19 protein-coding genes are annotated in these 22,985 nt (G+C 66.1%); 15 read left to right on the top strand and 4 right to left on the bottom strand.

What is annotated here, in order from left to right:
• The first annotated feature begins 59 nt into the window (after positions 1–59).
• Positions 60–797, top strand: a complete 738-nt coding sequence (locus tag Q0996_RS17835; RefSeq protein ID WP_299622803.1) for a class I SAM-dependent methyltransferase — start codon at positions 60–62, stop codon at positions 795–797.
• Complete coding sequence (locus Q0996_RS17830; protein ID WP_299622800.1) at positions 794–1,735, top strand: hypothetical protein; 942 nt, start codon at positions 794–796, stop codon at positions 1,733–1,735. The genes Q0996_RS17835 and Q0996_RS17830 overlap by 4 nt, the downstream gene beginning before the upstream one ends.
• Here Q0996_RS17830 and Q0996_RS17825 read toward each other — a convergent pair.
• On the bottom strand, positions 1,698–3,302 hold the full coding sequence (locus tag Q0996_RS17825) for a hypothetical protein (RefSeq protein WP_299622798.1): 1,605 nt from the start codon (positions 3,300–3,302) through the stop codon (positions 1,698–1,700). The genes Q0996_RS17830 and Q0996_RS17825 overlap by 38 nt on opposite strands.
• Positions 3,303–3,406: 104 nt before the next feature.
• Here Q0996_RS17825 and Q0996_RS17820 point away from each other — a divergent pair, with 104 nt between their 5' ends.
• The 12 genes from Q0996_RS17820 to Q0996_RS17765 all read left to right on the top strand — a co-directional run bounded on the left by Q0996_RS17820 (position 3,407) and on the right by Q0996_RS17765 (position 16,697).
• Entirely contained in the window at positions 3,407–4,486 is a 1,080-nt protein-coding gene (locus tag Q0996_RS17820; RefSeq protein WP_299622796.1) for a glycosyltransferase family 2 protein, read from the top strand.
• Positions 4,487–4,599: 113 nt separating this feature from the next.
• Positions 4,600–6,465, top strand: coding sequence for a hypothetical protein (locus Q0996_RS17815; protein ID WP_299622793.1), 1,866 nt, complete (start codon positions 4,600–4,602; stop codon positions 6,463–6,465).
• Between the two features lie 119 nt (positions 6,466–6,584).
• Positions 6,585–7,640 carry a glycosyltransferase family 2 protein gene (locus Q0996_RS17810; RefSeq protein ID WP_299622791.1) on the top strand — a complete coding sequence of 352 codons (1,056 nt, stop codon included), beginning with the start codon at positions 6,585–6,587 and terminating at the stop codon, positions 7,638–7,640.
• Between the two features lie 216 nt (positions 7,641–7,856).
• Positions 7,857–8,060, top strand: coding sequence for a Flp family type IVb pilin (locus tag Q0996_RS17805; protein ID WP_299622788.1), 204 nt, complete (start codon positions 7,857–7,859; stop codon positions 8,058–8,060).
• Positions 8,061–8,227: 167 nt separating this feature from the next.
• Complete coding sequence (locus Q0996_RS17800) at positions 8,228–8,734, top strand: prepilin peptidase (RefSeq protein WP_299622787.1); 507 nt, start codon at positions 8,228–8,230, stop codon at positions 8,732–8,734.
• Between the two features lie 102 nt (positions 8,735–8,836).
• Positions 8,837–9,724, top strand: coding sequence for a Flp pilus assembly protein CpaB (cpaB, locus tag Q0996_RS17795; protein ID WP_299622784.1), 888 nt, complete (start codon positions 8,837–8,839; stop codon positions 9,722–9,724).
• An 18-nt stretch (positions 9,725–9,742) separates the two neighbouring features.
• Entirely contained in the window at positions 9,743–11,107 is a 1,365-nt protein-coding gene (locus Q0996_RS17790) for a type II and III secretion system protein family protein (RefSeq protein ID WP_299622781.1), read from the top strand.
• Positions 11,108–11,117: 10 nt separating this feature from the next.
• The gene (locus Q0996_RS17785) at positions 11,118–11,837 is read left to right on the top strand and encodes a CpaD family pilus assembly lipoprotein (RefSeq protein ID WP_299622779.1); all 720 of its coding nucleotides are present in this window, start codon (positions 11,118–11,120) and stop codon (positions 11,835–11,837) included.
• Positions 11,834–13,075, top strand: coding sequence for a CpaE family protein (locus Q0996_RS17780; protein ID WP_299622777.1), 1,242 nt, complete (start codon positions 11,834–11,836; stop codon positions 13,073–13,075). The genes Q0996_RS17785 and Q0996_RS17780 overlap by 4 nt, the downstream gene beginning before the upstream one ends.
• Positions 13,076–13,081: 6 nt before the next feature.
• The gene (locus Q0996_RS17775; RefSeq protein WP_299622775.1) at positions 13,082–14,719 is read left to right on the top strand and encodes a CpaF family protein; all 1,638 of its coding nucleotides are present in this window, start codon (positions 13,082–13,084) and stop codon (positions 14,717–14,719) included.
• The gene (locus Q0996_RS17770) at positions 14,716–15,726 is read left to right on the top strand and encodes a type II secretion system F family protein (protein ID WP_299622772.1); all 1,011 of its coding nucleotides are present in this window, start codon (positions 14,716–14,718) and stop codon (positions 15,724–15,726) included. The genes Q0996_RS17775 and Q0996_RS17770 overlap by 4 nt, the downstream gene beginning before the upstream one ends.
• Entirely contained in the window at positions 15,723–16,697 is a 975-nt protein-coding gene (locus Q0996_RS17765; protein WP_299622770.1) for a type II secretion system F family protein, read from the top strand. Before Q0996_RS17770 ends, Q0996_RS17765 begins: the two co-directional genes overlap by 4 nt.
• Before the next feature lie 28 nt (positions 16,698–16,725).
• Here Q0996_RS17765 and cls read toward each other — a convergent pair whose 3' ends face one another.
• Together cls and Q0996_RS17755 are read right to left on the bottom strand one after the other, a co-directional pair.
• Positions 16,726–18,171, bottom strand: a complete 1,446-nt coding sequence (gene cls / locus Q0996_RS17760) for a cardiolipin synthase (protein ID WP_299622768.1) — start codon at positions 18,169–18,171, stop codon at positions 16,726–16,728.
• Positions 18,172–18,261: 90 nt separating this feature from the next.
• The gene (locus Q0996_RS17755) at positions 18,262–21,381 is read right to left on the bottom strand and encodes a PAS-domain containing protein (RefSeq protein WP_299622765.1); all 3,120 of its coding nucleotides are present in this window, start codon (positions 21,379–21,381) and stop codon (positions 18,262–18,264) included.
• A 239-nt stretch (positions 21,382–21,620) separates the two neighbouring features.
• Between Q0996_RS17755 and Q0996_RS17750 the strand changes: the two genes are divergently transcribed.
• A complete protein-coding gene (locus Q0996_RS17750; protein WP_299622762.1) occupies positions 21,621–21,893 on the top strand; it encodes a hypothetical protein in 273 nt (90 codons plus the stop codon).
• Positions 21,894–21,910: 17 nt separating this feature from the next.
• On the opposite strand, the gene Q0996_RS17745 is transcribed toward Q0996_RS17750, so the two are convergent.
• Complete coding sequence (locus Q0996_RS17745) at positions 21,911–22,963, bottom strand: SPOR domain-containing protein (protein WP_299622760.1); 1,053 nt, start codon at positions 22,961–22,963, stop codon at positions 21,911–21,913.
• Between the last annotated feature and the right edge of the window lie 22 nt (positions 22,964–22,985).

Below are 22,985 nucleotides of genomic sequence, written 5' to 3'. Positions count from 1 at the left end.
TTGGGACAATTGGCTTTGAGTTCCGGGGTCACCATGACCGCCAGGGGTGCGAAGCCAGAATGCAAATCCTCAAGCGCGCCTACGCCCACGCCATGCACGGCCTGGGCAGCGGGCTCCACAGCAGCGGACTTCTGAAGCAGCCCGAGCCGACGCTCCAGGGCGATGTCGTGCGCTGGCTGCACAGCCTCTTCGCCATCTATGACATCGAGGCCATGGTGAAGCTGGACCTGCCCTGGTGGACCCTGCGCGCGACCGACCTGGTGGACCGTTTTCTCGCCGGGAGAACCGCCCCGCAGGTCTTCGAGTACGGCTCCGGCGCCAGCACCGTGTTTTTGGCCAAGCGGGCCGAGATCGTCGTCTCCGCCGAACACGACCCGCATTGGCACGCTCTGGTGACCGAGAAGGTCGCCAGCCACGCCAACGTGCTGGCAACCTTGGTGGAGGCGCCGCCGGCGGATGCCGACTGCGTGCACTGGTCGCGCCATCCCGCCTGGTCGGGCCGCGACTTCCGCGACTACGTCCATGCCATCGACCGCTTCGCCGGCCAGTTCGACCTCATCGTCATCGACGGCCGCTGCCGTGCCCACTGCCTGCAAGCAGCCCTGCGCCGGGTCAAGCCGGACGGCCTGATCCTCTTCGACAATGCCGGGCGGCGGCGCTATCGGGCGGCGCTGGAGACCTGTTCCCTGACCAAGCTCAAGACCTCCAGCCTCACGGCCTGCCTGCCCTACCCCGACGCGACGGTGCTGCTGGCGCCCGACCCCAAGGTGCTGCAGAACCTGGTGGAAGCCGGATGACCAGAGGGGTGCTGCGCACCGCCACCTGGCTGCTGCCGCTGGCGGCGCTCGTCTATCTGGGCATCGCCCTTACCGAGATCGATGCTGGGCGCTTCGCCCAATACCTGACCGCCGAGGCGCTGGGGATCGCCGCCGTTGCCGCCCTGCTCTACGGCGCGGGACTGTACCTCCTCGCCCAGGCCTGGACGATCTGCCTGCAGAGTTTCGCCAGGAACCCGGTCAGCCCCAGCGCGGCCCTGCGCCTCTACGCCTTTGCCACCTTCGCCAAGTATCTGCCGGGCAATGTGTTCCACTATGCCGGACGGCAGATCGCCGCAGCCCGCCTCGGCTATGGCCAGAAGGCGCCGGCCCAGGCGACGCTGATGGAGATCCTGGGGCACTTGGCCGCTGTAGGCCTGCTGTTGCTGGCGCTCCTGCCCTTTGCCCTCGACGGGCTCGCCGGGCTGTTGGCGCTGGCTGTCGACCAGCTTCGACCATGGGCGCTCGCGGGAACGCTTCTGCTCCTCGCAGTGCTTTTCGGACTGTGGCGCTCGGCCTGGGTCCGCAGCCTGCTGCCGCCGGTGAACGCCCGTCTGATAGCCCGCCTTACCGGCCTGCAGATCGGCTTTTTCGTTCTGGCGGCCCTGCTCGGCCTCTGGCTCGCGCTTCCGGTCTTGAACCTCTCGACGGAAGCTCTGCCGCTACTGGTCTTCGTCTACCTGGCCGCCTGGCTAATCGGTTTCGTCACCCCGGGCGCGCCGGGGGGCCTGGGCGTGCGCGAGGCCTGTCTGCTCGCCGGGCTCGGCGGCCTTGCCCCTGCCGAAGCGGTGCTGGCCTATGCCGCCGTGACCCGCGGGGCTTTCCTGGTCGGGGAGGCGCTGTTCGCCCTGTCCGGATTCCTGCTGCCCGCCACGGCGGAGGTCAGCGCGCAGAGCCGCCCTTCGGCGGCGGCGCGATGACGCGATAGAGCACGAAGACGCGGCCTTCCGCCAGCCGCTCCAGACCGCGCAAGCCGTCGAGATCGCTCCCCTCCCGACGCAGCCAGAGCAGATAGTCGAAGCTGTAGGGCCAATCGTGCCAATAGGCATGGGCCGGATCGTGGGGATAGCGCGGCTCGGAAAGGGGACGGTCGCGCCCCTCCTCCAGGGCCTGGCGCGTCACCGGCCAGCCATGGGGAACGTCCAAGGCCCTGCGCCTGGGTGAGGCCTCGACCGGTGAGGTGGCGGTGAACAGCAGGGGTACGAACATGGCGCTTTCGATGGCCGCCAGCGACCCGCTGTGCATGAAATCGATCCAGTCGGGAAAGCAGCCCGGACAGGCGGGATCGTAGTCACCGGCGACCAGCAGGGCCCCGCCGGCCTCGGCCTCGGCGAGCGCCTGGCGGATCGCCTGTTGCTCCCCGTCGTTTCGGGCCAGTTGCAGGCCGCCGGTCAGTAAGGAGACCGCGACCAAGACATGCAGGAACCCCCGAAAGAGTCGCGACGCGGCGATCTCGGCCGAGGGATGCACCGCCGCCACAAACAAGAGCAGCGCCACAAAGGGAAAGCGGAAGTCGAGGCCCCAGATCCCCAACACCATGTTGGGCATGGCGACCACCAGCGCGAGCATGGCCCAGAGCAGAACCTTGAGGTCCTTGTCCAGCGCCATGTGGCCGCGCCGCTGCAGACCATAGAGCAGCAGCAGAACCGCCAGCAGCACCAGGGGCCCGCCGGGCGCCGCAAGGGCCGAGGTGGGGGAGAGGAAGGCCATTGCCTTGGCGCCGATGGCCCCATAGGCGGTGCGGCTGTCGCCCACGCCGTCCTGGAAGAAAATCACATAGGCAAAGAGCAGCAGCGGCACGGCGAACTGGGCCATATGCCGCACGAAGACCTGAAGCCGGTCGCGCAGGCTCCGGTCCTGATCGCGCCAGGCCCGCAGGAGTTCCAGCCCGAGAATCAGATACCCGCAGAGCATGAAGCCCAGCAGATGGGCGAAAAAGAGGACGAGCTGCGCGGCAGCAAAGACGAGCAGCCGGCGGCGCCAGGGCCAGGCCTCGCTGGCCAGCCAGAAGAACAGGATCCAAAGCGCCAGGCCGACGCCGAAGAGAAAGTTCATGAAGCCCCAGCGCAGGGCCTCGTTGAACAACAGCGCCACCAGCAGCAGCGGCCACAGGCTGAGTTCGCCGCGCTGGCGCCAATGCAGGGCGATGCCGGCGGAGTACAGCAGCAGCAGGGTCAGGCCGTTGAACAGCGCGCCCAGCCAATAGAGCGACAGCCAGCCTGCGAAGGGCGCGGCGAAGAGGTCCATCGCCAAGTCGGGAATCAGCCGCCAGGCAATCGCGTAGTTCTCGGCCAGGAGGGCATCGCCGCCCAGGCGATACTGGATGAAGACCCGCGCCAGGTGGTTCGGGTAATCGCGGGCGATCCCCAGGGGAAACACGAGGGGCAGCAGGAAGAGCAGCGCGCCCACCGCGAGGATCGTGACCAGCGTGACGTTGCGGCGGCGTTGCAGTTCGACCGCACTGTCAGTGAGTAGCAGGGTCGACACGCCGCAGCCCAATCCTCGTCCGGTGAAGAGCGGGAGATGTAAACCATTCGGCTTTTGAAAGGATTAATGACTCTGTCGCAGACTGGAGCCCTTGATGCCGCGGAATGCCAGATCTGCCCGCGCTCGCCGAACCGATCCGAGGTCGCGCCATGCCGAAATCGCTCTCGATCGTGGTTCCCTTCTTTAACGAAGAGGAAACCATCGAGACCCTCTATGAGCAGATTGCCACTGCCCTGGCGCCCACCGGCTGCCGCTACGAGGTGATCTTCGTCAACGACGGCAGCAGCGACCTGGGCCCCATGACGGCGCAGAAACTGGTCGAGAGCAAGCCGGCCGTCTCCCTCATCAACTTCCGCACCAATTTCGGCAAGGCCGCGGCCCTCTCCGCCGGTTTCCGCCGGGCCCGCGGCGACATCGTCATCACCATGGATGCGGACCTGCAGGACGACCCGGCGGAAATCCCGCGCTTCCTGGAACAGGTCGCCGGCGGCTTCGACGTGGTCAGCGGCTGGAAGCAGAAGCGCCACGACCCCCTCGGCAAGACGCTGCCGTCCAAGCTGTTCAACGCGGTCGTGGGCCGCATCTTCGGCCTGCGTCTGCACGACTACAACTGCGGCTTCAAGGCCTATCGCCGCGAGGTCCTGCCCCACCTGAACCTTTATGGCGAGCTGCACCGCTTCACCCCCGCCCTGCTGCACAGCCTCGGCTTCCGGGTCAGCGAGATCGCCGTCACCCATCATCCCCGCACCCACGGCAAGTCCAAGTACGGCTGGAGCCGGCTGATCAAAGGGATGATCGATCTCTTCACCGTGCTGCTCTCCACGCGCTTTCGCATGCGCCCGGCGCACCTCTTCGCCTACATCGGCCTGCCCATCGCCGGGGCCGGGTTCGCCGCCCTCAGCTACCTGACGGTGCTCTGGTTCATCGGCGCCGGACCCATCGGCTCCCGCCCGCTGCTGTTCTTCGGCATCATGGCGGTGCTCTTCGGAACCCAGATGATCGCCACCGGGCTGATCGCCGAGGTGGTGCGCGCCGGTCAGTCGCAGGAAGAGGACAAGTACCTAGTGGAGAGCGAGTTCGGCCCGTCCCCTCAGCAGAGCGGGTGGGAGAGCAGCGACGCACAGACCGCCGCGCCACAGGCCTTGGAGAGCGAAGACGCCTCTTCACAAAAACGCAGCGCCTGAGTCCTTCCAAGCCGTCTGTTCCAGGCTGTGCGCAAGGCCACAGACTTAATCAAACCTTAGAGCTTTAGTTCCAGGATTGCGGCTGCTCTTGCAGCGTCACAGACGGCGGGTCGATGCAATCTTACAGCGCTAGGAGAAGCGGCGCGGCACAGTGGCTGCCCTGTCTCGCTCTGCTCGTAACCTGGGCCTTGGTGCACAGCAGCCTGGTCCTGTTCCGCGATCTTCCGGTCTTCGAGTCCGGGCTTGTCGGCCCCGACAGCTACATGCGCATGCTGCGGGTGTTGGAACTCTATCAGGGCTGGGACTGGTTCGACGGCACCATCGACCGGGCCAACGCCCCCTACGGCGACACGCTGCACTGGACCCGCCCCTTCGATCTGCTGATCATGCTGGTGGCACTGCCGGTATCCTTCGCCATGGACTTCGAGCGTGCGCTCTTCTTCGCCGCCATGCTGGTCTCGCCGCTGCTGCAACTGGCGACGGGCTTTGCGCTGGCCTGGGCGATGCGCCCGCTGATCCGTCCGGAAGTCTGGTTTCTGCCGGCGGTCGCCCTCTTCCTGCAGCCCGGCGCTCTCGTCTATTCCATTCTCGGACGCGCCGATCACCACAGCCTGCTGCTGCTGGTCTTCGTGATCACCGCCGGCTTCACGCTGCGCGCCCTGCACAATCCGCTGGACGCGCGGCCGGCGGTTCTGGGCGGCGCCACCGCCGGCTTCGGCATCTGGCTGTCGGTGGAGTTCCTGCTGCCCCTGGCGGTCTGCCTCGCCGCCCTCGGCGCGCCCTGGCTGTTCGGCGAACGCGAGCGGGCGGCCCAGAGCAAATGGTTCTCCCTGGCGCTCAGCCTGGTGCTGCTGGCGGCACTCTTCGCCGAGAGACCCTTCGCCGAGCTGCTGGAGCCGAGCTATGACCGGGTCTCCTGCGTGCAGTTTCTGGTGGCGGCCTGCATCCTGGTCTTCTGGCGCACCGCCGAGACCTACGAGAACCGCTCCCTCAGGGGAACCGGGCCGCTTGGGCGCCTGCTCCTGGGCCTGTTCGGCGTGGCGGCCACCGCATTGCTGATCAACAGCGCCTATCCCCTGTTCTTCGCCGGCCCCATGGCGGGCGTCGACCCGCGGATCGTGCCGATCTGGCTGGACCGGGTGCTGGAGATGCGCGCGGTCGTTCCCCAGGACCGCGAGAGCATCGGCACCTTCATCTTCTACTTCGGCAGCGGCCTGCTGGTGCTGCCCTTCTTCGCCAAGATCCTGCTGCAGGAACGCCATTCCGGCCGCTTCTGGACCCTGGCCTTCGTCGCCTTCGCCTGCCTGATCCTCTGGGCGGTGGCGGTGCGCCACATTCGCTTTTCGGCCTACGCCGAGGCGGCCTTCATCATGGCCTTTGCGGTGGTCTTCGACCGCTTCCTGCTGTGGAGCCACGCGATCCACGACGACCTGCGCCGCGGGCTGCTGCGCGGCGGCGTAATCACCATTCTGCTGCTCGGCCCCCTCACGGTCGGCGGCACCCTCAGGGCCGACGATGTCGGACCCTCTGGGACCGCCGAAGCCACCGACGCCTCGGGCCAGGCCCTCGCCGCCTGCAACGTCCAGGAGGTGGCGCGCTTCCTGGAGGAGGACCCACGCTGGGCGGGCTCGCAGCAGACTATCCTGACCTTTCTCGATATCGGCCCGGAGCTGCTCTACCGCACCCGCCACGCCGTGATCGCGACGCCCTATCACCGCAATGGCGATGGCATCTACGACAGCTACCGCATCTTGAGCGGCAGCGATGCCGCGGGCGCCCGCAGTCTGATGCAGGCCCGGCGCATCGACCTCGTGCTGCTCTGCCAGGGCCCCGCCGAGGAGAGCTTCTTCGTGGCCGATGGCGGTGAGTCCAGCCTCTACCGGCGCCTGTCCCGCGGCGAGGCGCCGGGCTGGCTGTCCGAGGTCGCCCTGCCCAATCCTCTGGAACGTCAGGCGAGGCTTTACGCCCTGGTTCGTTAGCCGCCTTCCGAAGCTCCACGAGCCCCGCCCCAGCGACCGTTAGGGAATTCTTGAGCGGATTGGGGAAGACTGCCCCTCCACGGGTCAGGCAGGCCCGGTCAGGAGTCGGCAGGCAAGCGATGACGCAGGAAAACCCGGTTCACGCGCAGCAGGCAGCCCTGGCGGCCAGATGGCCGGCGGATGGGCCGTCCGTTGCCGTGCTGCTGCCCTGCTACAACGAAGAAGCGGCCATCGGCCAGGTGGTGCGCGACTTCCGCGCCGCCCTGCCGGCCGCACGGATTTTCGTCTACGACAACGCCTCTAGCGACCGCACCGCGGCCGTCGCCCGGGAAGCCGGCGCCACGGTGGTCTGCGAGGCCCTGCGCGGCAAGGGCAACGTCGTGCGCCGGATGTTCGCCGACGTGGAGGCCGACATCTACGTGCTGGCCGACGGCGACGACACCTATGACGCCGCCGCCGCGCCGCGTCTCATCGCCTTGCTCTGCCAACAGCAGCTCGACATGGTTAACGGCGCGCGTCAGGACTCGGGGACCGAGGCCTATCGGGCCGGACACCGCTTCGGCAACCGGCTGTTCACCGGCCTGGTCAGTCACCTCTTCGGCAAGCGCTTCGGCGACATCCTGTCGGGCTACCGGGTCTTTTCCCGCCGATTCGTCAAATCCTTCCCGGCATTGGCGAAGGGCTTCGAGATCGAGACCGAATTGACGGTTCACGCCCTGGAACTGCGCATGCCCGTGGCCGAGGAGCCCACCGCCTACAAGGAACGCCCGGCAGGCTCCGAAAGCAAGCTCAGCACCTTTCGCGACGGCTTCCGGATCCTCAGGACCATCGTCCGGCTGGCCAAGGACGAGCGGCCCCTGGCGTTCTTCTCCGCCGGTGCCGCCGTCCTGGCAGTGAGTGCCATCGGCCTCGCCATACCGCTGTTCGTGACTTACTTCGAAACCGGGCTTGTGCCCCGGCTGCCCACCGCCGTTCTGGTCTGCGCCCTGATGCTGCTTGCCTCCCTGGGGGTTGCCTGCGGGCTGATCCTGGACTCCGTCTCCCTGGGGCGCCGCGAAATGAAACGCCTGCACTACCTGACCCTGCCGGCCCCGCCCCTGGCCCCTGACCGCAAGTTCCACGACAGGACCGAGGTCCCCTCCCCTGGAAGCCTGTCCCGGCGCGAAGCCGGCTAGATCCGGCGTCCTTGCAGAGCAGGTATTAAATCAAATAATAAAAGCATAAAATTTAACTCAATATAGCCTGAAGTTAATCAACATTTATACAAGTAACTGCAAGTTATTGTTGGTAGTATTTTAGTACCGGTCTCCAAAAACCGTTTTTCTTTTACCCTTTCTTAAGGCGATAGGCCGATTATCGCCCAGGATATGCGTGCATTGGAGGTCGCAATCATGATGAACACCATTAAGTCCTTTCTTCAGGACGAATCCGGTGCGACGGCTATTGAGTATGGCCTGATCGCCGCCCTCGTTTCGGTTGCTGCTATCGCGGCGCTTGGCTCTCTGGGTAACTCGTTGGGCACCATGTTCAACCGCGTCGCCAACGAGCTCGGCAATGCCGTCGGCAGCGGCGGTGGCGCTCCCGCGGCGCCGTAAGGATTGACCCGGCGGGCCCCCGGGCCCGCCGGCTCAACACCAGAAAGATAGGGCCCGGGGTTGCGACCCCGTGGCCCTATCTCTCTTTCGGCGCTTTCGGTTCCCTCTCCGAGGAGACGGTCATGGGAGCGGCAGCGCCAAAGAGGCTCCTTCTGGATGGACCGATTATGGATTTATCCCTCGCGACAGCGCAGTTCACGATCCTGGCGTTCGCCGGCCTGCTGATCATGGCCGCCGCCAGCGACTGCCGCAATCTGACGGTTCCCAACCGCTTCAGCTTGGCGCTGCTCGCGCTCTATCCGTCCTTCGTGATCGCCTCCGGCGGGGCGATCGACTGGCTGGGCGGTCTGATCTATGCCGGGATCGTCTTTCTGGCGGGCTTTGCCTTCTTCGCCCTGCGCTGGTGCGGCGGCGCCGACGTCAAGCTGTTCGCCGCGGTGACCCTCTGGGCCGGCCCCTCGCTGTTCGTCCCGATGCTGTTCTACACCGCGATGACCGGCGGCCTGCTGGCCGTGGCGCTGTGGATCCGTCACAAGCTGATGCGCGCCGCAACCCCGGCCGCCATCTTCTACGCCACCAGCGATCCCGCCTTCAGCAAGCAGCCGATGCCCTATGCCGTCGCCATAGCCGCCGGCGGCATGTACGTGGCCTTGCAGCTGCTCATGGGAGTCTAGGCAATGACGTCACGCCTGCTGCTCCCCTCATCTGCCGCACTCATCCTGTTTGCTCTCGCCGGCCTCACGGCCGACTGCGGCTGCGTCTAGGAGATCGATGCGATGTCAGTCAGAAACATCATGCTCATTGCCGCTGCGCTGCTGATCACCGTCGGCACCGCCCTGGTGGCGCGCAGTTGGCTGGCCAGCCAAAGGGCCAAGCCGGACGTGATCGTCCAGGAGGCGCCCCAGCCCGAGGGTATCCGGGTGCTGGTCGCCAAGGTCGCCCTGCCCACCGGCGTGTTCATCCAGGAAGAACAGCTGCGCTGGCAGATCTGGCCGGACGACGACATCCCGGAGAACTATTTCACCGACGAGGAGGTTCAGCCCGAGAACTTCTACGGTGCGGTGGTGCGCCGCGGCTTCACCGCCGGCGAGCCGATCACGCCCAAGCGGGTCATCCGCCCCGGCGAGCGCGGCTTTCTGGCGGCGGTCCTGCGCCCCGGCTATCGCGCCATCGCCATCCGGGTCAACGCCACCTCCGGGGTCAGCGGCCTGGTGTTTCCGGGCGACCGGATTGACATCATTTTGACACATACGATCTCCGACCGGACCGGAGAGAAGGTGATCGAACGCCGGGCCAGCGAGACCGTGCTGCAGAACGTCCGGGTGCTGGCCATCGACCAGATCACCGACGACAGCGGCACCGAGCCGAAATACGCCAAGAACTTCACGCTAGAGGTGACTCCCAAGCAGACTGAGATGCTCTCGGTTGTGCGCGAGCTGGGGGCGCTTTCCATCAGCCTGCGCAGCCTGGCCAAGGACGAGGAAGAGCTCGAGAACCTGGTGGCCCAGGAAGAGCCGCTGGAGGAGCCGGACCCGGAGCGCGGCGACACCTACACCTGGGACACCGAGGTCAGCCGGCTGGTCGGTCTGAGGAACGGTCATCAGGGCAATAAGAAGGTTGTTAACGTAACGCGTGGTAATCAGGTCCAGCAGCTGCGCTTCTAGATGGTGGATTTTATGGGCGTGTTTTCAAGGCTTTGGCTGGCGATCGCCTTGATCGTATCGGTCGCCGCCTGGGCGGAACCGGCCTCGGCGGCCCTGCAGGGCCGGGCGGTTCCGACCAATGGCGAGCCGATCGAGATCGAGCTGAACGAAGGCCAACTCCTCCGCCTTGACCGCGCCATGACCTCGGTCTTCATCGCCAATCCCGAGATCGCCGACATCAGCGCCAAATCCGACCGCCTGCTCTACCTGTTCGGCAAGGTCGTGGGCACCACCACGCTCTATGCCCTGGATGCCAACGACAACGTCATCGCCAACGTCGCGGTGCACGTGACCCACAACCTGCAGCGCCTGGAAAGCGCCTTGGATCAGTTGGTGCCCGACGGCCAGATCGAGGTCATGTCCGTCGACGGCGCCATCGTGCTCTCCGGCAACGTGGCCTCGGCCAACGAGTCCGAGGACGCCCGCCGGCTGGCAGCGCGCTTCCTTGCCGAGGGCGAGGAGATCATCAACCGCCTCGCGGTGACGGCGCCGAACCAGGTCAACCTGCGGGTCCGCATCGCGGAGGTCTCCCGCGAGATCATCAATCAGCTCGGCTTCAACTGGGATTTCGTCATCGACGGCAGCTTCGACTTCGCGCTGCAGTCCCTGCCGCCCACCGCCGGCATCAACACCTTGTTCGCCGGCGGCAACATCGGGGATGCCTCCGTCGATGCGCTGATCGACGCTCTGGCGGAAGACAATCTGGTCGCCATCCTGGCCGAGCCCAATCTGACGGCGCTGTCGGGCGAAACCGCAAGCTTCCTGGCCGGCGGCGAGTTCCCGATCCCCGTCTCCCAGGACGAAGACACCATCACCGTCGAGTTCAAGCAATTCGGCGTCAGCCTGGCCTTCACCCCCACCGTGCTCGGCCGCAGCCGCATCTCGATGCGTGTGCGCCCGGAGGTGAGCCAGCTCTCCAACGCCGTCCAGGTGCTGGCCGGCGGGCTGTCGATCCCCTCGCTGACCACGCGGCGCGCCGAGACGACGGTGGAGCTTGCCTCCGGCCAGTCCTTCGCCATCGCCGGCCTGATCCAGGACAGCACCCGCCAGGAGCATCGCAAGATTCCCGGCCTCGGCGATCTGCCGATTCTGGGTGCTCTCTTTCAGAGCGATCGCTTCGAGCGCGACGAGACCGAGCTGGTCATCATCGTCACGCCCTACATCGTGCGCCCGGTGGATGCCAACGAGTTGAAGACGCCGCTCGATCCCTATCGGGCGCCGCCGCCGGCCACCAGCCAGGTGCCGGAGCAGAAGGATTCGCAGTCCGCCGCCACGGTTCCGCTGAGCCCGGCCCAGGCCGAGAGCCTCGGCGGCAACAAGAACACCGGCTTCAAACTGGACTAGGAGCGGCAAGATGAGCGGACCGATGTGCAGACGGCTGACCGCGGCCCTGGCGCTCGCGTTGCTGGCGGCCGGCTGCGAGGGCGATCCGAACCGCCCGAAAGAAGCCCAGGCGGTCGCCGACGTGATCAACCATGTCTTCTACCACGCCAAGTGGCAGCAGATCCCCGCGACCCCGGAGAACCAGGCGGAAGCCATCGTGTTTCAGCAGTCGGTGCTGTTTCGCGACGGCTCGGCGATCCTCGATCGGCGTGCAGAGGATGCCATCGACGCCCTGATCATGGAGGCGGCCCCCGATCCGGGAACCACCGTCTTGCTGAGCGCCGGCAGCGGCGCGGCCAACCGCTACGACCGCCTGGCGCTGCAGCGCCTGGAGTCGGTGCGCATGGCCCTGGCAGACCGCGGATACGAAACGGTCCTGGGCCAGCAGCCGCAAGAGGTTCCGGCGGCGCCGCCCGGCGGCAACGAGGTTCGTTTGACCCTCGCCAAATACATGCCGATCCTGCCGGACTGCTCGCAACCGCAGCCGCTGGAGCCGCACCCCCCGGCTTTCGATCCCGCCTTCGGCTGCTCCAATGCCCACAATCTCGGCGTCATGGTGGCCAATCCGGCCGATCTCGTGCAGGGCCGCACCCTGGAGCCGGGTGACGGCGAGGCGCAGTCGCTTTCGATCCAGCGCTACCGGGTCGGCAAGATCACACCTCTGGACACCGAGGACACCAAGTCGCAATGAGCGTGGCAGAGCGCGTCCTGGAACATAAGTCCGCCGATGCGACCGCGGCCGAGTGCATCGCCTTCGTCGGCGACAATCAGACGCACTCCGTCGTCGATTCGGTCTTGAGAGAATACTTCGCCGAACCCCTGCTGAGGGACGGCGGTCCCAACCGCGCCATCGAGTTCCTCAGTTCCACCGTCCCCCCCTCGGTGCTGATCGTCGACGTGTCGGAGGCGGCCTCGCCGCAGACCGCAATGATGTCCCTGCGGGCGGCAATCCCCGAGACCACCAAGATCATCGGCATCGGCACCGTCAACGACATCGCCGTCTATCGGGAGATTGTCGATTCCGGCGCCACCGACTATCTGGTCAAGCCGGTCACCGAGAAGGCCCTGGCCTCGGCCCTCAACCGGACCGAAGAGAGCGACGACCCGGCCGCGCCCGAGGTGGTCCACGAGGAGAAGGCGCGCATCGCCGTGATCGGCTCGCGCGGCGGTGTCGGCTCCAGCACCCTGGCCGTCAACCTCGCCTGGATCCTGAGCGAGGAGATGAAGCGCAAGACGGCGCTGGTCGACCTGGATCTCGAGTTCGGCACCATCGCGCTGTCCCTGGACATCGAGCCGACCCGCGGCCTCCGCGAAGCCCTGGAGAACCCGGCGCGCGTCGACGGTCTGTTCATCTCCAGCGCCATGGCGAAGCTGACCGACCTACTCTCGGTCATGGCCACCGAAGAAAATCTGACCGCCGAGGTAAACTTCAACCCCAATGCCGTGGAGGCCCTTTTCGAGGCCCTGGGGCGCATCAACGACGCCATCGTCATCGACGTTCCGCGCAGTGCCTACGCGGTGCGGCGCCGGGTCTTCGAGGCGGCAACCGAGATTCTCCTCATCACCGAGCTCAGCCTCTCCGGCCTGCGGGACTCGCTGCGGATTCTGGCCGGGATCAAGGAAGTCGCGCCGGAAACCAAGGTCAGGGTGATTGCCAACCGCGCCGCCGGCGGCAAGCAGGCGATGCAGCTCAAGGACTTTCAGCGCGCCCTCGAGCACAAGGTCGACCTCCTGCTGCCAGACGAGCCGAAGGCCTTCAACTCGGCGGCCAACACCGGCAAGCCCCTCGCCCAGTCCCATGCCAAGGCGAAGGTCTCGAAGGCCATCCGCAAGCTCGCCGGCGACATCAAGCTGCCTGAGCTCAAGGAGGAGAAGGACGGCAAGGCCACCAAGAAGAAGGGTCTGGGACGACTCTTCCGCAGAAAGTAGGACGCCGTGACGGGGGTTGCCAACATCGGGCCGGAGGCGGAGTCGGAGGCGGAGAGCGTCGACGACAGCAACCTCGATGCCGTCCGGCGGCAACTGCAGCCCGCGGTCCTTTCCCTCTTCGGAGACGACGATGTCTCGATGATCCCACGGCCCGAGCTGGCCCTGCGGATCGGCAACCTGCTGACCAACGAGGTCGAGCGCAGCGGCACCAAGCTGGGCCTTCTGCAGCGGCGTAAGCTGGTTTCCGGGCTGATCGACTGGCTGCTTCAGTGCAGCGCGCTGCAGCCCGAGGAACGCCAGCAGATCATGGGCACCGTGCCCGAGGCCCAGGGTGGCGCCGTCACGCCGCCGGAAGGCCACCCCAAGGGCAAGGCGACGAAGCACACGCCGATCATCGAAGAAGCCAAGAGCAAGGTGCATCCCCTGGTGATGGAGCGTCTCGACGTCTCCGCCGCCTCCCAGCTTCCCCGCGACGACCTGACCCGCCAGATCGGCGAGATCGTGCGCGAGATCGTCATCGACGAGAAGCTGAACCTCAATGGCCCCGAGCAGCAGTCCATCGTCGACATCATGCTCGACGACATGCTGGGCCTGGGGCCGCTGGAACCGCTGCTGGCCGACGAGTCGGTGACCGACATCATGGTCAACGGCCCGCATCAGATCTACGTCGAACGCCGCGGCAAGCTGGAGGTCACGGACGTCCGCTTCCAGAACGACGAGCACGTGCTGAACATCGCCCGTCGGATCGTTTCGCAGATCGGCCGGCGCGTCGACGAAACCACGCCGCTGGTCGACGCCCGCCTGCTGGACGGCAGCCGCGTCAACATCATCATTCCGCCCCTGGCCATCGACGGCCCCTCGATCTCCATCCGTAAGTTCGCCAAGAAAGGCATCACGCTGGATGTGATGCAGCGCCAGAGCAACATCTCCCCGGCGATGGCGACGGTGCTGAAGATCGCGGCGCGCGGCCAGCTCAACATCCTGATCTCCGGGGGTACGGGTTCCGGCAAGACGACGCTTTTGAATGCCATGTCGCAGTTGATCGACCCCGGCGAGCGTATCGTCACCATCGAGGACGCCGCCGAGCTGCAGCTTCAGCAGCCCCATGTGGTGCGCCTGGAAACGCGGCCGCCGAACCTGGAGGGCAGCGGCGAGATCACCATGCGCGATCTGGTGAAGAACGCCCTGCGTATGCGCCCCGACCGCATCATCCTGGGCGAGGTGCGCGGCTCCGAGGCCGTAGACATGCTGCAGGCCATGAACACCGGCCACGACGGCTCCCTCGGCACCATCCACGCCAACCGGCCCAGAGAGGCGCTGACCCGCCTCGAGAACATGATCGGCCTGGCGGGCATCAACCTGCCGGCCCGCGCCGTGCGGACGCAGATCGCCTCGGCGGTGGACATGATCGTCCAGGTCTCGCGCATGCGTGACGGCATGCGCCGGATCACCCATGTCGAGGAGATCGTCGGCATGGAAGGCGAGATCATCACCACCCAGAACCTCTTCACCTACGAGTTCCAGGGCGAGGGCAAGGACGGCCTGCTGCTCGGCACCTTCAAGTCGTCGGGCCTGCGGCCCCACTTCCTGCCCAAGGCCGCCTATTTCGGGCTCGACAAGACGCTGCTGGAAGCCATGGGATGACCATCAACCTGCCATACGGCCTCGGCCCCGTCTCGGTGGAGCTGCTGCTGGTCGTGCTGCCGGCCCTGGTGGCGCTGGTCATCTTCATTCTGGTCTTCGGCGGCGACAAGGCGAAGAAGCAGACCAAACGGCGGATCGAACGGATCAAGGCGGCGAACAACAAGGAGATGACGCCGCAGGAGATCGTCTCCATCCGTCGGTCCAACACGGACAGCGAAATCGCCTTCATCGACACGCTGATCAAGCGCCTGCTGCCGCGCCCCGAGCTCTTGCGCCTGCGCCTGGCCAGCGCCGGCTTCAACAGCTCCCTCGGCCGCTATCTCCTGATCTGCCTGATCCTCGGCATCGCGACCTTCGGCGGACTCAGGTTCGTCAGCTTCATTCCACTCATCGTCGCGGCACTGTTCGGACTGTTCGCCGGCATCATGCTGCCCCATGCCGGTCTCAGCTTTCTCATCCGCCGCCGACGCAACCGCTTCATCGCCCATTTCCCCGAGGCCATCGACCTGATGGTCCGCGGCCTGCGCTCCGGCCTGCCGATCACCGAGTCCATCAAGACTGCCGGGAAAGAGATCGTCGATCCGGTGGGCACCGAGCTGACCGGGATCACCGACGCGGTCCGGCTCGGCGAGCAGCTCGAAGAAGCGCTCTGGGATACCTCCAGCCGGCTCGACATCCAGGAGTTCAATTTCTTCACGGTCGCCCTTTCGATCCAGGCCGAGACCGGCGGCAACCTGGCCGAGACCCTGGCCAATCTGTCCGACGTCCTGCGCCGGCGGCGCCAGCTCAAGCTGAAGATCAAGGCGCTCTCCTCGGAAGCCAAGGCCAGCGCCTATATCATCGGCTCCCTGCCCTTTGTGATGGCGCTGCTGATCTTTCTGGTCAATCCGGGATACATCTCAGATCTTACTGAAGACCCGCGCGGTATCTTCCTCGTATTCTTGGGACTTTTCAGTTTTGCCGTCGGCGCCGGCGTGATGTACCGCATGGTGAAGTTCGAGATATGACGCTGGAAGACCTCCTGCCCGCCGGCATGTCGGTGGAGGACCTGCTGGTCGCCCTCTCGAGCGTTTCCGTCCTGGTCAGCATCCTGGCGGTCTGGTTCGCGCTGCTGCACCGCGACGCCACCAGCAAGCGGGCCAAGCTCATCGCCGACCAGCGCCGCGACCTGCGCGCCGGGATGATGACGCCGCGCCGTCGGGAGGCTCAGCTCCCCAGCCTCACCCTGATGCACAAGGTGGTCGACAAACTGAAGCTGCTGCGCAGCGCCCAGGCGCGGAAGGTGAGCCTGAAGCTGATGCAGGCGGGGTGGCGCAGCAAGGATGCCGTGGTCCGCTTCTTCTTCTTCAAGCTCGCCCTGCCCTTCGCCTTCGGCGGCATTGCGACCTTTCTGATCTACGGCCTGGACGCCTACAACCTGAGCCCGGTGGGCAAGGCTGGGGCCGCCTTGGGCGCGGTGATCTTCGGTGCCTACCTGCCGGACATCCTGGTGCGCAATGCAGCCCAGAAACGACGCGAGGCCATCCGCAAGTCGCTGCCTGACGCGCTCGACCTGATGGTCATCTGCTCGGAGGCCGGCCTCAGCCTGGACGCGACCCTGCTGCGCGTGGCCGACGAAATGCAGAGGACCGCGCCGGAGCTGGCCGACGAGTTCAGCCTCACCGGCCTTGAGCTCGGTTTCCTGCCGGACCGGCGCGTGGCCTTGCAGAACCTCGCCCTGCGGACCGACCTTACCGTTCTGCGCGGCATGGTCAGCACGTTGCTGCAGGCGGAACGCTACGGCACGCCCCTGGCGCATTCGCTGCGCGTGCTGTCGGCGGAGTCCCGCGAGGAACGCGCCATGAAGGCGGAGGAAAAGGCGGCCCGCCTGCCTGCCCTGCTCACGGTGCCGATGATCGTCTTCATCCTGCCGCCACTGTTCGTCGTGCTCATCGGCCCGGCGGCGCTGCGCACCATCGACGCTTTCAGCAAGATGTAGCCGGCCTGCGAGCCCACTCGCCGCCGGATCACAGGATCGGCGCCAGCAGGCGCGACAGGCTGACCCCGAAGCGAAACCAGAGAGACTTCTCGTCCAGCTCACCGGCAATCACCCGCCGGCTGACCGTAAAGTCGCGCAGCAGCATGGCCTCAACCTGCTCGGCAAAACGGGCGTCCCAGACGACCAGCGAGATCTCGAAGTTCAGGCGGAAGGAGCGGTTGTCGAGATTTGCCGTGCCGACGGAGGCCAGCTCGTCATCGATCAGCAGGACCTTCTGGTGCAGGAAGCCGGCTTCATAACGATAGATCTCAATCCCCGCGCGCTCGGCCATCGGATAGTGCGCATAGCTGGCCCTGTCGACGAGCATGTGATCGGCCTTGTTGGGCAGCAGCAGCCGAACCTCGACCCCGCGCAGGCGGGCAAGCTGGAGGGCGGCAAGGATCTGTTCGTCGGGCACGAAATAGGGACTGGCGATCCAGATTCGCCGCCTCGCCCGGGAGACGGCCTCGATCAGGAAGAGCTCGCAGCTGTCCCAATAGTCCGCCGGCCCCGTGGGCAGAACGAGGGCCGCCATCTCGCCCTTCCCCTCCTGGAGATTCCAGGACAGCTCCGGCACGTCACGGGCCGCCCAGTACCAGTCCTCGACGAAGGCCAACTGGACCGCCTGCACGGCGGGCCCGGCGAAGTGCACATGGGTGTCGCGCCAGGCACCGACGGCTCCGTCGCGCCCGAGATACTCGTCGCCGAAGTTCAGGCCGCCGACAAAAGCGGTCAGGCCATCGACGATCAGGGTCTTGCGGTGATTGCGGAAGTTCAGCTGGAAGCGGTTGACCCGGCCCCGGGTGGTCGAAAAGGCCCGCACATCGACGCCGCCGGCCCGCAACTCCGCACCGAACTCCGCCGGCAGTCCGTAGCTGCCGATCTCATCGTAGAGCAGATAGACCGCAACGCCGTCGGCGGCCTTGCGCAGCAAGCGCGCCTTGAGATCGCGGCCCAGATCGTCATCGCGGATCATGTAGGACTGAAGCAGGACATAGCGGTCCGCGGCGTCGATGGCACTGAACATGGCACCATAGGTGGCGCCGCCGTCCTGCAGCAGCGAGATGCGGTTTCCCGCCGTGAAGGGCATGCCCGCCAGGCGCTCGAACACAGCAAGACTGTCGTTGCCGCCGCTATCGAAGCGGATCTGCGGCCCGTGCAGACGCCTGCGCAGATCGGCGGCGATGTGGTGGATCTTCAAGTCGCCGCTGCGCCGCGCGGCGACGTAGCCGTGGAACTTGCCGCGGCCGAAAACCCAATAGAGCGGCAGCGCGAGATAAGGAAAGGTGATCAGCGAGATGGTCCAGGCAACGGCCCCCTGTGCCGTGCGGGTGCGGACCACGGCGTGAAGGGCCGAGAAAATGCCGGACAGGTGGATCAGCCCTGCAACAAGGACGAGCAGCAGCCAGTAATTGTCGATCGGCGCAGGGGCCAAGAGAAGGTCCGAAGCTGATTGACGCGACGCAGGCGCTATTCGCTCACGCCCGCAGCGGCGGCGCAAGAGGACTGTAAGCCATCCCCTACGTTATTCTGCCGCTGAGCCCCAGCTATCGTCGTCTTCGCGTTCGATCAGGTTGGTGAGGGCGGACTGCAGCGCTTCGAAACTGACCGGTTTCTGCAAGGCATTGAAGCCCTGGGCGGCAATCTCCCGGCGCGGGCCCTCGCCCTGATCGGCGGTTACGATCAGGACGGGGATTTGCCGGCCGCAGGCGCGGCGCAGACTGAGGGCCGTCTCGACTCCGTTGACCTGCATGGGCAAGAGGTAATCGGACACGATAAGGTCGACCTTTGCATCCAGCTCCCACAGTAGCTCATGGGCCTGCTGATGGTCCGATGCGACGGAAACCCGGCATCCCGCGGGCTCCAGCGCCGCCGACATGGCCTTCTGAACCTGGATATCGTCCTCGATCACCAAGACCCGAAGGCCCTGCAGCGGCGGTGGCAAAATCGCGGCTGAGCGGCGGGGGCCGTCCACGGCGTGGGTGGTATCCGCCAGCGTAAGCTCGACGGCAAACATGCTGCCGTGGCCCGGCTGCGAGCGCAGGTGGACTTCGTGACCCAGGATGTTGGCCAGCCGCTGAACGATGGAAAGGCCCAGGCCAACGCCTTTCCGTCGATCCCGGGCAGGGTTCTCAAGCTGGTGGAACTCCTCGAAGACCGCGACCCGTTCGTTTTCGGGAATTCCGGGACCTGTGTCCCAGACCTCGATGCACAGCTTTCTCCCGCGCCGGCGGCAGCCAAGCAGGATGGTCCCCGCCTCGGTGTAGCGCACCGCGTTGGAGAGAAGGTTGCTGAGGATGCGTTCCAGCAGGACGGGGTCGCTATAGACCAACTGCGTTGAGGGGACCACGCGCAAAGTCAGGTTCTTCTGACGCGCCTGCTGGCTGTAGACCTTCTGCATCCCGTCCAGAACCCTTTGCACGGGGAACGACTGGAACTGTCCTTCGAGCTTGCCGGTTTCCAGCTCCGAGATGTCCAGGAGCGCGTCCAGGAGCCGTCCCGCCGCCTCCGAGGCCTCGCGCAGGTCGGCGACGATTTCGTGGGCGTCCTCGCCCTCGACCGTCGCATCCAGGGCCGCGATGAACAACTCGATCGCGTGCAGGGGCTGGCGCAGGTCGTGGCTGGCGGCGGCCAGAAATCGTGTTTTTGCGTCGTTGGCACGCTCCGCATCCCGCCGGGCGTTCTGCAAGGCCGTAATGTCGCTGAGGATCGACGCGATCCCCCCCTCGCGCGTGCGCCGTTCCATCACCATGAAATAGCGCCCGTCGGACCAGCGCTGCGTCACACAGCTGTTGGCGGAGCGGTGCTTGGCAAGGCGGCGCTGAATCCAATCCTCCACGGCCCGTCCGCTCTGCAGGCCCGGAATATAGCCATGGGCGACATTGATGCGGATGATTTCCTCGAAGGCTATGCCCGGAACCACATGCGCACCGCCGTTGGCGCAGATGCTGCGGTAGTTGCTGTTGCAGAGAACCAGCCGGTCTTCGGCATCGTAGAGGGCAAAGCCTTCCGACATGCTCTCGATGGCGTCGATCAGCCGCGCCTCCGCCGCTTCCGCGCGCCGCCGCGCCTCCACCTCCGCCGTCTCGTCCTCGGCCACGCCGCGATAGCCGCTGAAACGTCCGGCCCGGTCATAGTGCGGTTTGCCGTTGATGCGCCAGAAGTAGTGGCGCCCGGCCTCGTCGCGATAGGCCGCCCGCAGGTCCTTGATGGGCCGCCGCAGCTCCAGATCCCTGCGGCAATTCTGCCACTGGGCGTGCTGCTCTACATCGACCGCAAAAAGCTCCCAGAGGGTTCGGCCGATGGCCTCCTGCGCGAGGGGGCGCGAGCGCCCGCTGGCGGTCTGCACGTCGAAGAAGGAGATAATCCGCAGGTTCTCGTCCATTTCCCAGAAGCCCCCGGGGCCGGACTGGGCGAAATCCTTGAAGCGCAGCTCGCTCTCCTTCAGCGCTTCCTCCGCGGCAACCTGTTCGGTGATATCCAGGCGGATACCGATGAAGCCGCCGGCCTCCACCGGGTGATTGCGGGCCTCGATCCAGCGCCCCTCGCTGGTCTTGGTGCGGAACCGAGGCTGTTGCCTGATGTAGTCCGCCCGCGACATCTCCTCCAGGCTGGACTCTTCGACCGCCAGAACCGAGAACTGCTCGCGGTCGAAGGCCAGCTTCACCAGGTCGTTGTAGTTCGCGCCGGGGCAGAGATCCTCCGCTACCGTCGGAAAGAGCTCCCGATACTTGCGATTGCAGAGGATGAGGTTGCCGTCGTCGCCGTACCAGACGAAGCCGTCGGTCATGCTTTCGACGGCTTCCGAGAGCAGGGCCTTGGTCCGGGCGGCTTCCATCTCGCTGAGGAGCAGCGCCCGCTCCGCGCGCTTGCGCTCGGTCAGATCGCTTCCCAGGGTGCCCAGTCCGATGATCTCTCCGTCGGATCCGAATCGCGGGAACTTGATGGTCAGGACCGTCCGCGACTCGCCATTGATGATCAGGGACTCTTCCTGGGCGAAGAGGCGCCCGCTCTCCAGAACCTCGCGATCGGCCTTGCTGGTCTGGCGGGCCCAGTCCTTGTCTTCCGAAATCTCCTCGGGCAGGCGGCCGGCCAGCTCCCGGGGCGTGAGATTATGCAGCTTGCGCCACTGTCGGCTCGCGGCGATGTAACGCCCTTCCCGGTCCTTGAAGTTGATGTAGAGCGGCGCATACTCCAGAACCATGCGCAGGCAGTCTTCGCTGTCGGGAAGGCTGCTGGGCTGTTCCATCTCGGTCAGGGTCACGGTCCAGCAGGGCGCGCCGCCGAAAGCGAGGCCGAGCGGTTCCCACTGACAGCGCAGCGATTTCTTCGTCTCAGAGAGCACACAGGCGGAGAGCGTTTCGACAAAGCCCTCTCCGTCATCCAGGCAACGCGCGGCCCGCCGGTCCTCTGCCACGCTCCGCTCGGCGCCCAGGCACTGCAACAGCGGCCGCGGCGCCTCTGCCGACGGCTCAGTTGCCGTCAGGCGGACAAAGGCGGCGTTGCCGTAGATCAGCGACGGTTCGCTCTGCATGCCATTGCACGCAGCGATGGCCACGGCGACGGGAAGCCGTTCGATGGCCCGCCCGGCGAAGGTCGCCGGATCCCAATGATCGATGCTTTGGCCTGTCTCTCCGAGGGGCATGCCTGTTCCGCGCAGACTCCCGATCATTCCTTCAAAAAGTGGCTGAGCGGTCCGGCCCATCCTTGCCCCCGTATCCCAACCCTGACACCGGGTTTCACAAAGAACGATATTAACTCAAATGACACCAAGGTTAACGATTCGTCGACTAGAGAGCTATCAAGCCGGGATTAAGGAAGTCTTAACCAAAGCTCCGAACCGGCCTGCGGCTCACTTAACGAAAGCTCAAGGGGTCTTAGCCCATGATCCTAAAGGTCGATGAAATCAAAGCAGGATGCAAATCCATGCCGAAGTACGATGTGAAGCTTCAGCTGGACGACGATGAGCATCAGATTCACCTGGAGATCTACCAACAGGTGATCAGTGCCCACGAGCAGAGCGAAGACGAGGTGGTGCACCGCGCCAAGCAGCAGTTTCGCCACTGGGCGGAAGGCCGCGGACCGGAATGGAAGCTGGTCGCAATGCGTGTCCCCTTTGCCACCGTCACTGACAGCGAAATCAGGATCACGCGCTAACCCGCCCGAGATTCCGCCTAAGACTCCGCCTGCGTCCCTGCGGGCCGCTCGACCACGAAGCAGGCCTGACCCTGCCCCGTCAGCACAGAGCAGGCTTCTTCCGCCTGCTCCTGGGATGCGAAGCCGCCGGCCTGCACACGGAAGAAAACCCCCTTGTCGCCGAGCTTGGCCTCCTCCACCACCAGACGCAGCGGACCCAGGACCGAGGGGTAGCCCGCCTTCAGACGTTGCCACTCGCCGGCGATCTTTCCCCTGTCCTGGATTGCAGAGACCTGGACCAGAATGGTGCCCGCAGGGGCATCCCAGGGCTCCAGAGGCAGCGCTGCCGTCTCCTCCTCGGTCACCGAGGCACTGGAGCCCTCTGCCGAGGCTGACAGATCGGCGCGCTTCTGGTCGGCGACCGTCGGCTGCGCCACGGCCAGGGTCTGGTCTTCGCCCGCATCCGCCGGGGTCGTGGTCGGGGTCGTGGCCGGGGCCGCGTCCGGGTTCGACGCGCTTGCGATCGGCTCCGCGGAGGGCGTGGCGACCGGGTCCTCAGACATCGGCTCCATCGCATCCGCGGCCGCGTCCGCGGCAACGGGCGGCGTCGGGGCCTGCTCCGCCGTCTCAATCTCCTGGCCATCCTGGTCACCCTGGGCCGGCAGGGATTCAGTGCTGACGTCCGCCACAGGCGCGGCGGCGATCTGCGGCGGCGGCACCGCGGCCGTCCCGTTTGCCCCGCCCTGGGCCTCCAGAAGCCGCTGGCGGGCGCGTTCGCGCATCAGCTCGGCCGGCGTCGGCGGACGTTCGCCGGACAGGGCGCTCTCATAGGTGAGGCGCTCCCCGCTGTAATTGGGCGCTTCCGCTTCGCCGACCAGTCCCTCGGCCATCTGATCGCGCTGGACCCGCTGCTCCCCGCCCTCGAAATTGATGTCCCGGGACCAGGCCTGCGGTTCGGTGGGTTGTGGCGGCGGCGGTGGTTGCTTCTCCCGCTCCGCGACCAACGGAGGGTCCGACTCGGGCGGCGGGCCGACCTCTACGGTACAGGCCGACAGGACCGCGGCGGCAACCACGCAGGCAGTCATCGCCATCAGGCGCCACAGTCCCCCGGTC

Origin of the sequence: Pelagibius sp., from assembly GCF_028289705.1 — a bacterium.
Taxonomy (GTDB): Bacteria; Pseudomonadota; Alphaproteobacteria; order Kiloniellales; family Kiloniellaceae; genus Pelagibius.
This window is presented reverse-complemented; position numbering and strand designations above follow the sequence as displayed.

Coding starts and splice junctions, on each gene's coding strand:
- Q0996_RS17835 (WP_299622803.1), top strand. CDS start 60: ATGCAAATCCTCAAGCGCGCCTACGCCCACGCCATGCACGGCCTGGGC.
- Q0996_RS17830 (WP_299622800.1), top strand. CDS start 794: ATGACCAGAGGGGTGCTGCGCACCGCCACCTGGCTGCTGCCGCTGGCG.
- Q0996_RS17820 (WP_299622796.1), top strand. CDS start 3,407: ATGCCAGATCTGCCCGCGCTCGCCGAACCGATCCGAGGTCGCGCCATG.
- Q0996_RS17815 (WP_299622793.1), top strand. CDS start 4,600: ATGCAATCTTACAGCGCTAGGAGAAGCGGCGCGGCACAGTGGCTGCCC.
- Q0996_RS17810 (WP_299622791.1), top strand. CDS start 6,585: ATGACGCAGGAAAACCCGGTTCACGCGCAGCAGGCAGCCCTGGCGGCC.
- Q0996_RS17805 (WP_299622788.1), top strand. CDS start 7,857: ATGATGAACACCATTAAGTCCTTTCTTCAGGACGAATCCGGTGCGACG.
- Q0996_RS17800 (WP_299622787.1), top strand. CDS start 8,228: ATGGATTTATCCCTCGCGACAGCGCAGTTCACGATCCTGGCGTTCGCC.
- cpaB (WP_299622784.1), top strand. CDS start 8,837: ATGTCAGTCAGAAACATCATGCTCATTGCCGCTGCGCTGCTGATCACC.
- Q0996_RS17785 (WP_299622779.1), top strand. CDS start 11,118: ATGAGCGGACCGATGTGCAGACGGCTGACCGCGGCCCTGGCGCTCGCG.
- Q0996_RS17780 (WP_299622777.1), top strand. CDS start 11,834: ATGAGCGTGGCAGAGCGCGTCCTGGAACATAAGTCCGCCGATGCGACC.
- Q0996_RS17770 (WP_299622772.1), top strand. CDS start 14,716: ATGACCATCAACCTGCCATACGGCCTCGGCCCCGTCTCGGTGGAGCTG.
- Q0996_RS17765 (WP_299622770.1), top strand. CDS start 15,723: ATGACGCTGGAAGACCTCCTGCCCGCCGGCATGTCGGTGGAGGACCTG.
- Q0996_RS17755 (WP_299622765.1), bottom strand. CDS start 21,381: ATGCCCCTCGGAGAGACAGGCCAAAGCATCGATCATTGGGATCCGGCG.
- Q0996_RS17750 (WP_299622762.1), top strand. CDS start 21,621: ATGATCCTAAAGGTCGATGAAATCAAAGCAGGATGCAAATCCATGCCG.
- Q0996_RS17745 (WP_299622760.1), bottom strand. CDS start 22,963: ATGGCGATGACTGCCTGCGTGGTTGCCGCCGCGGTCCTGTCGGCCTGT.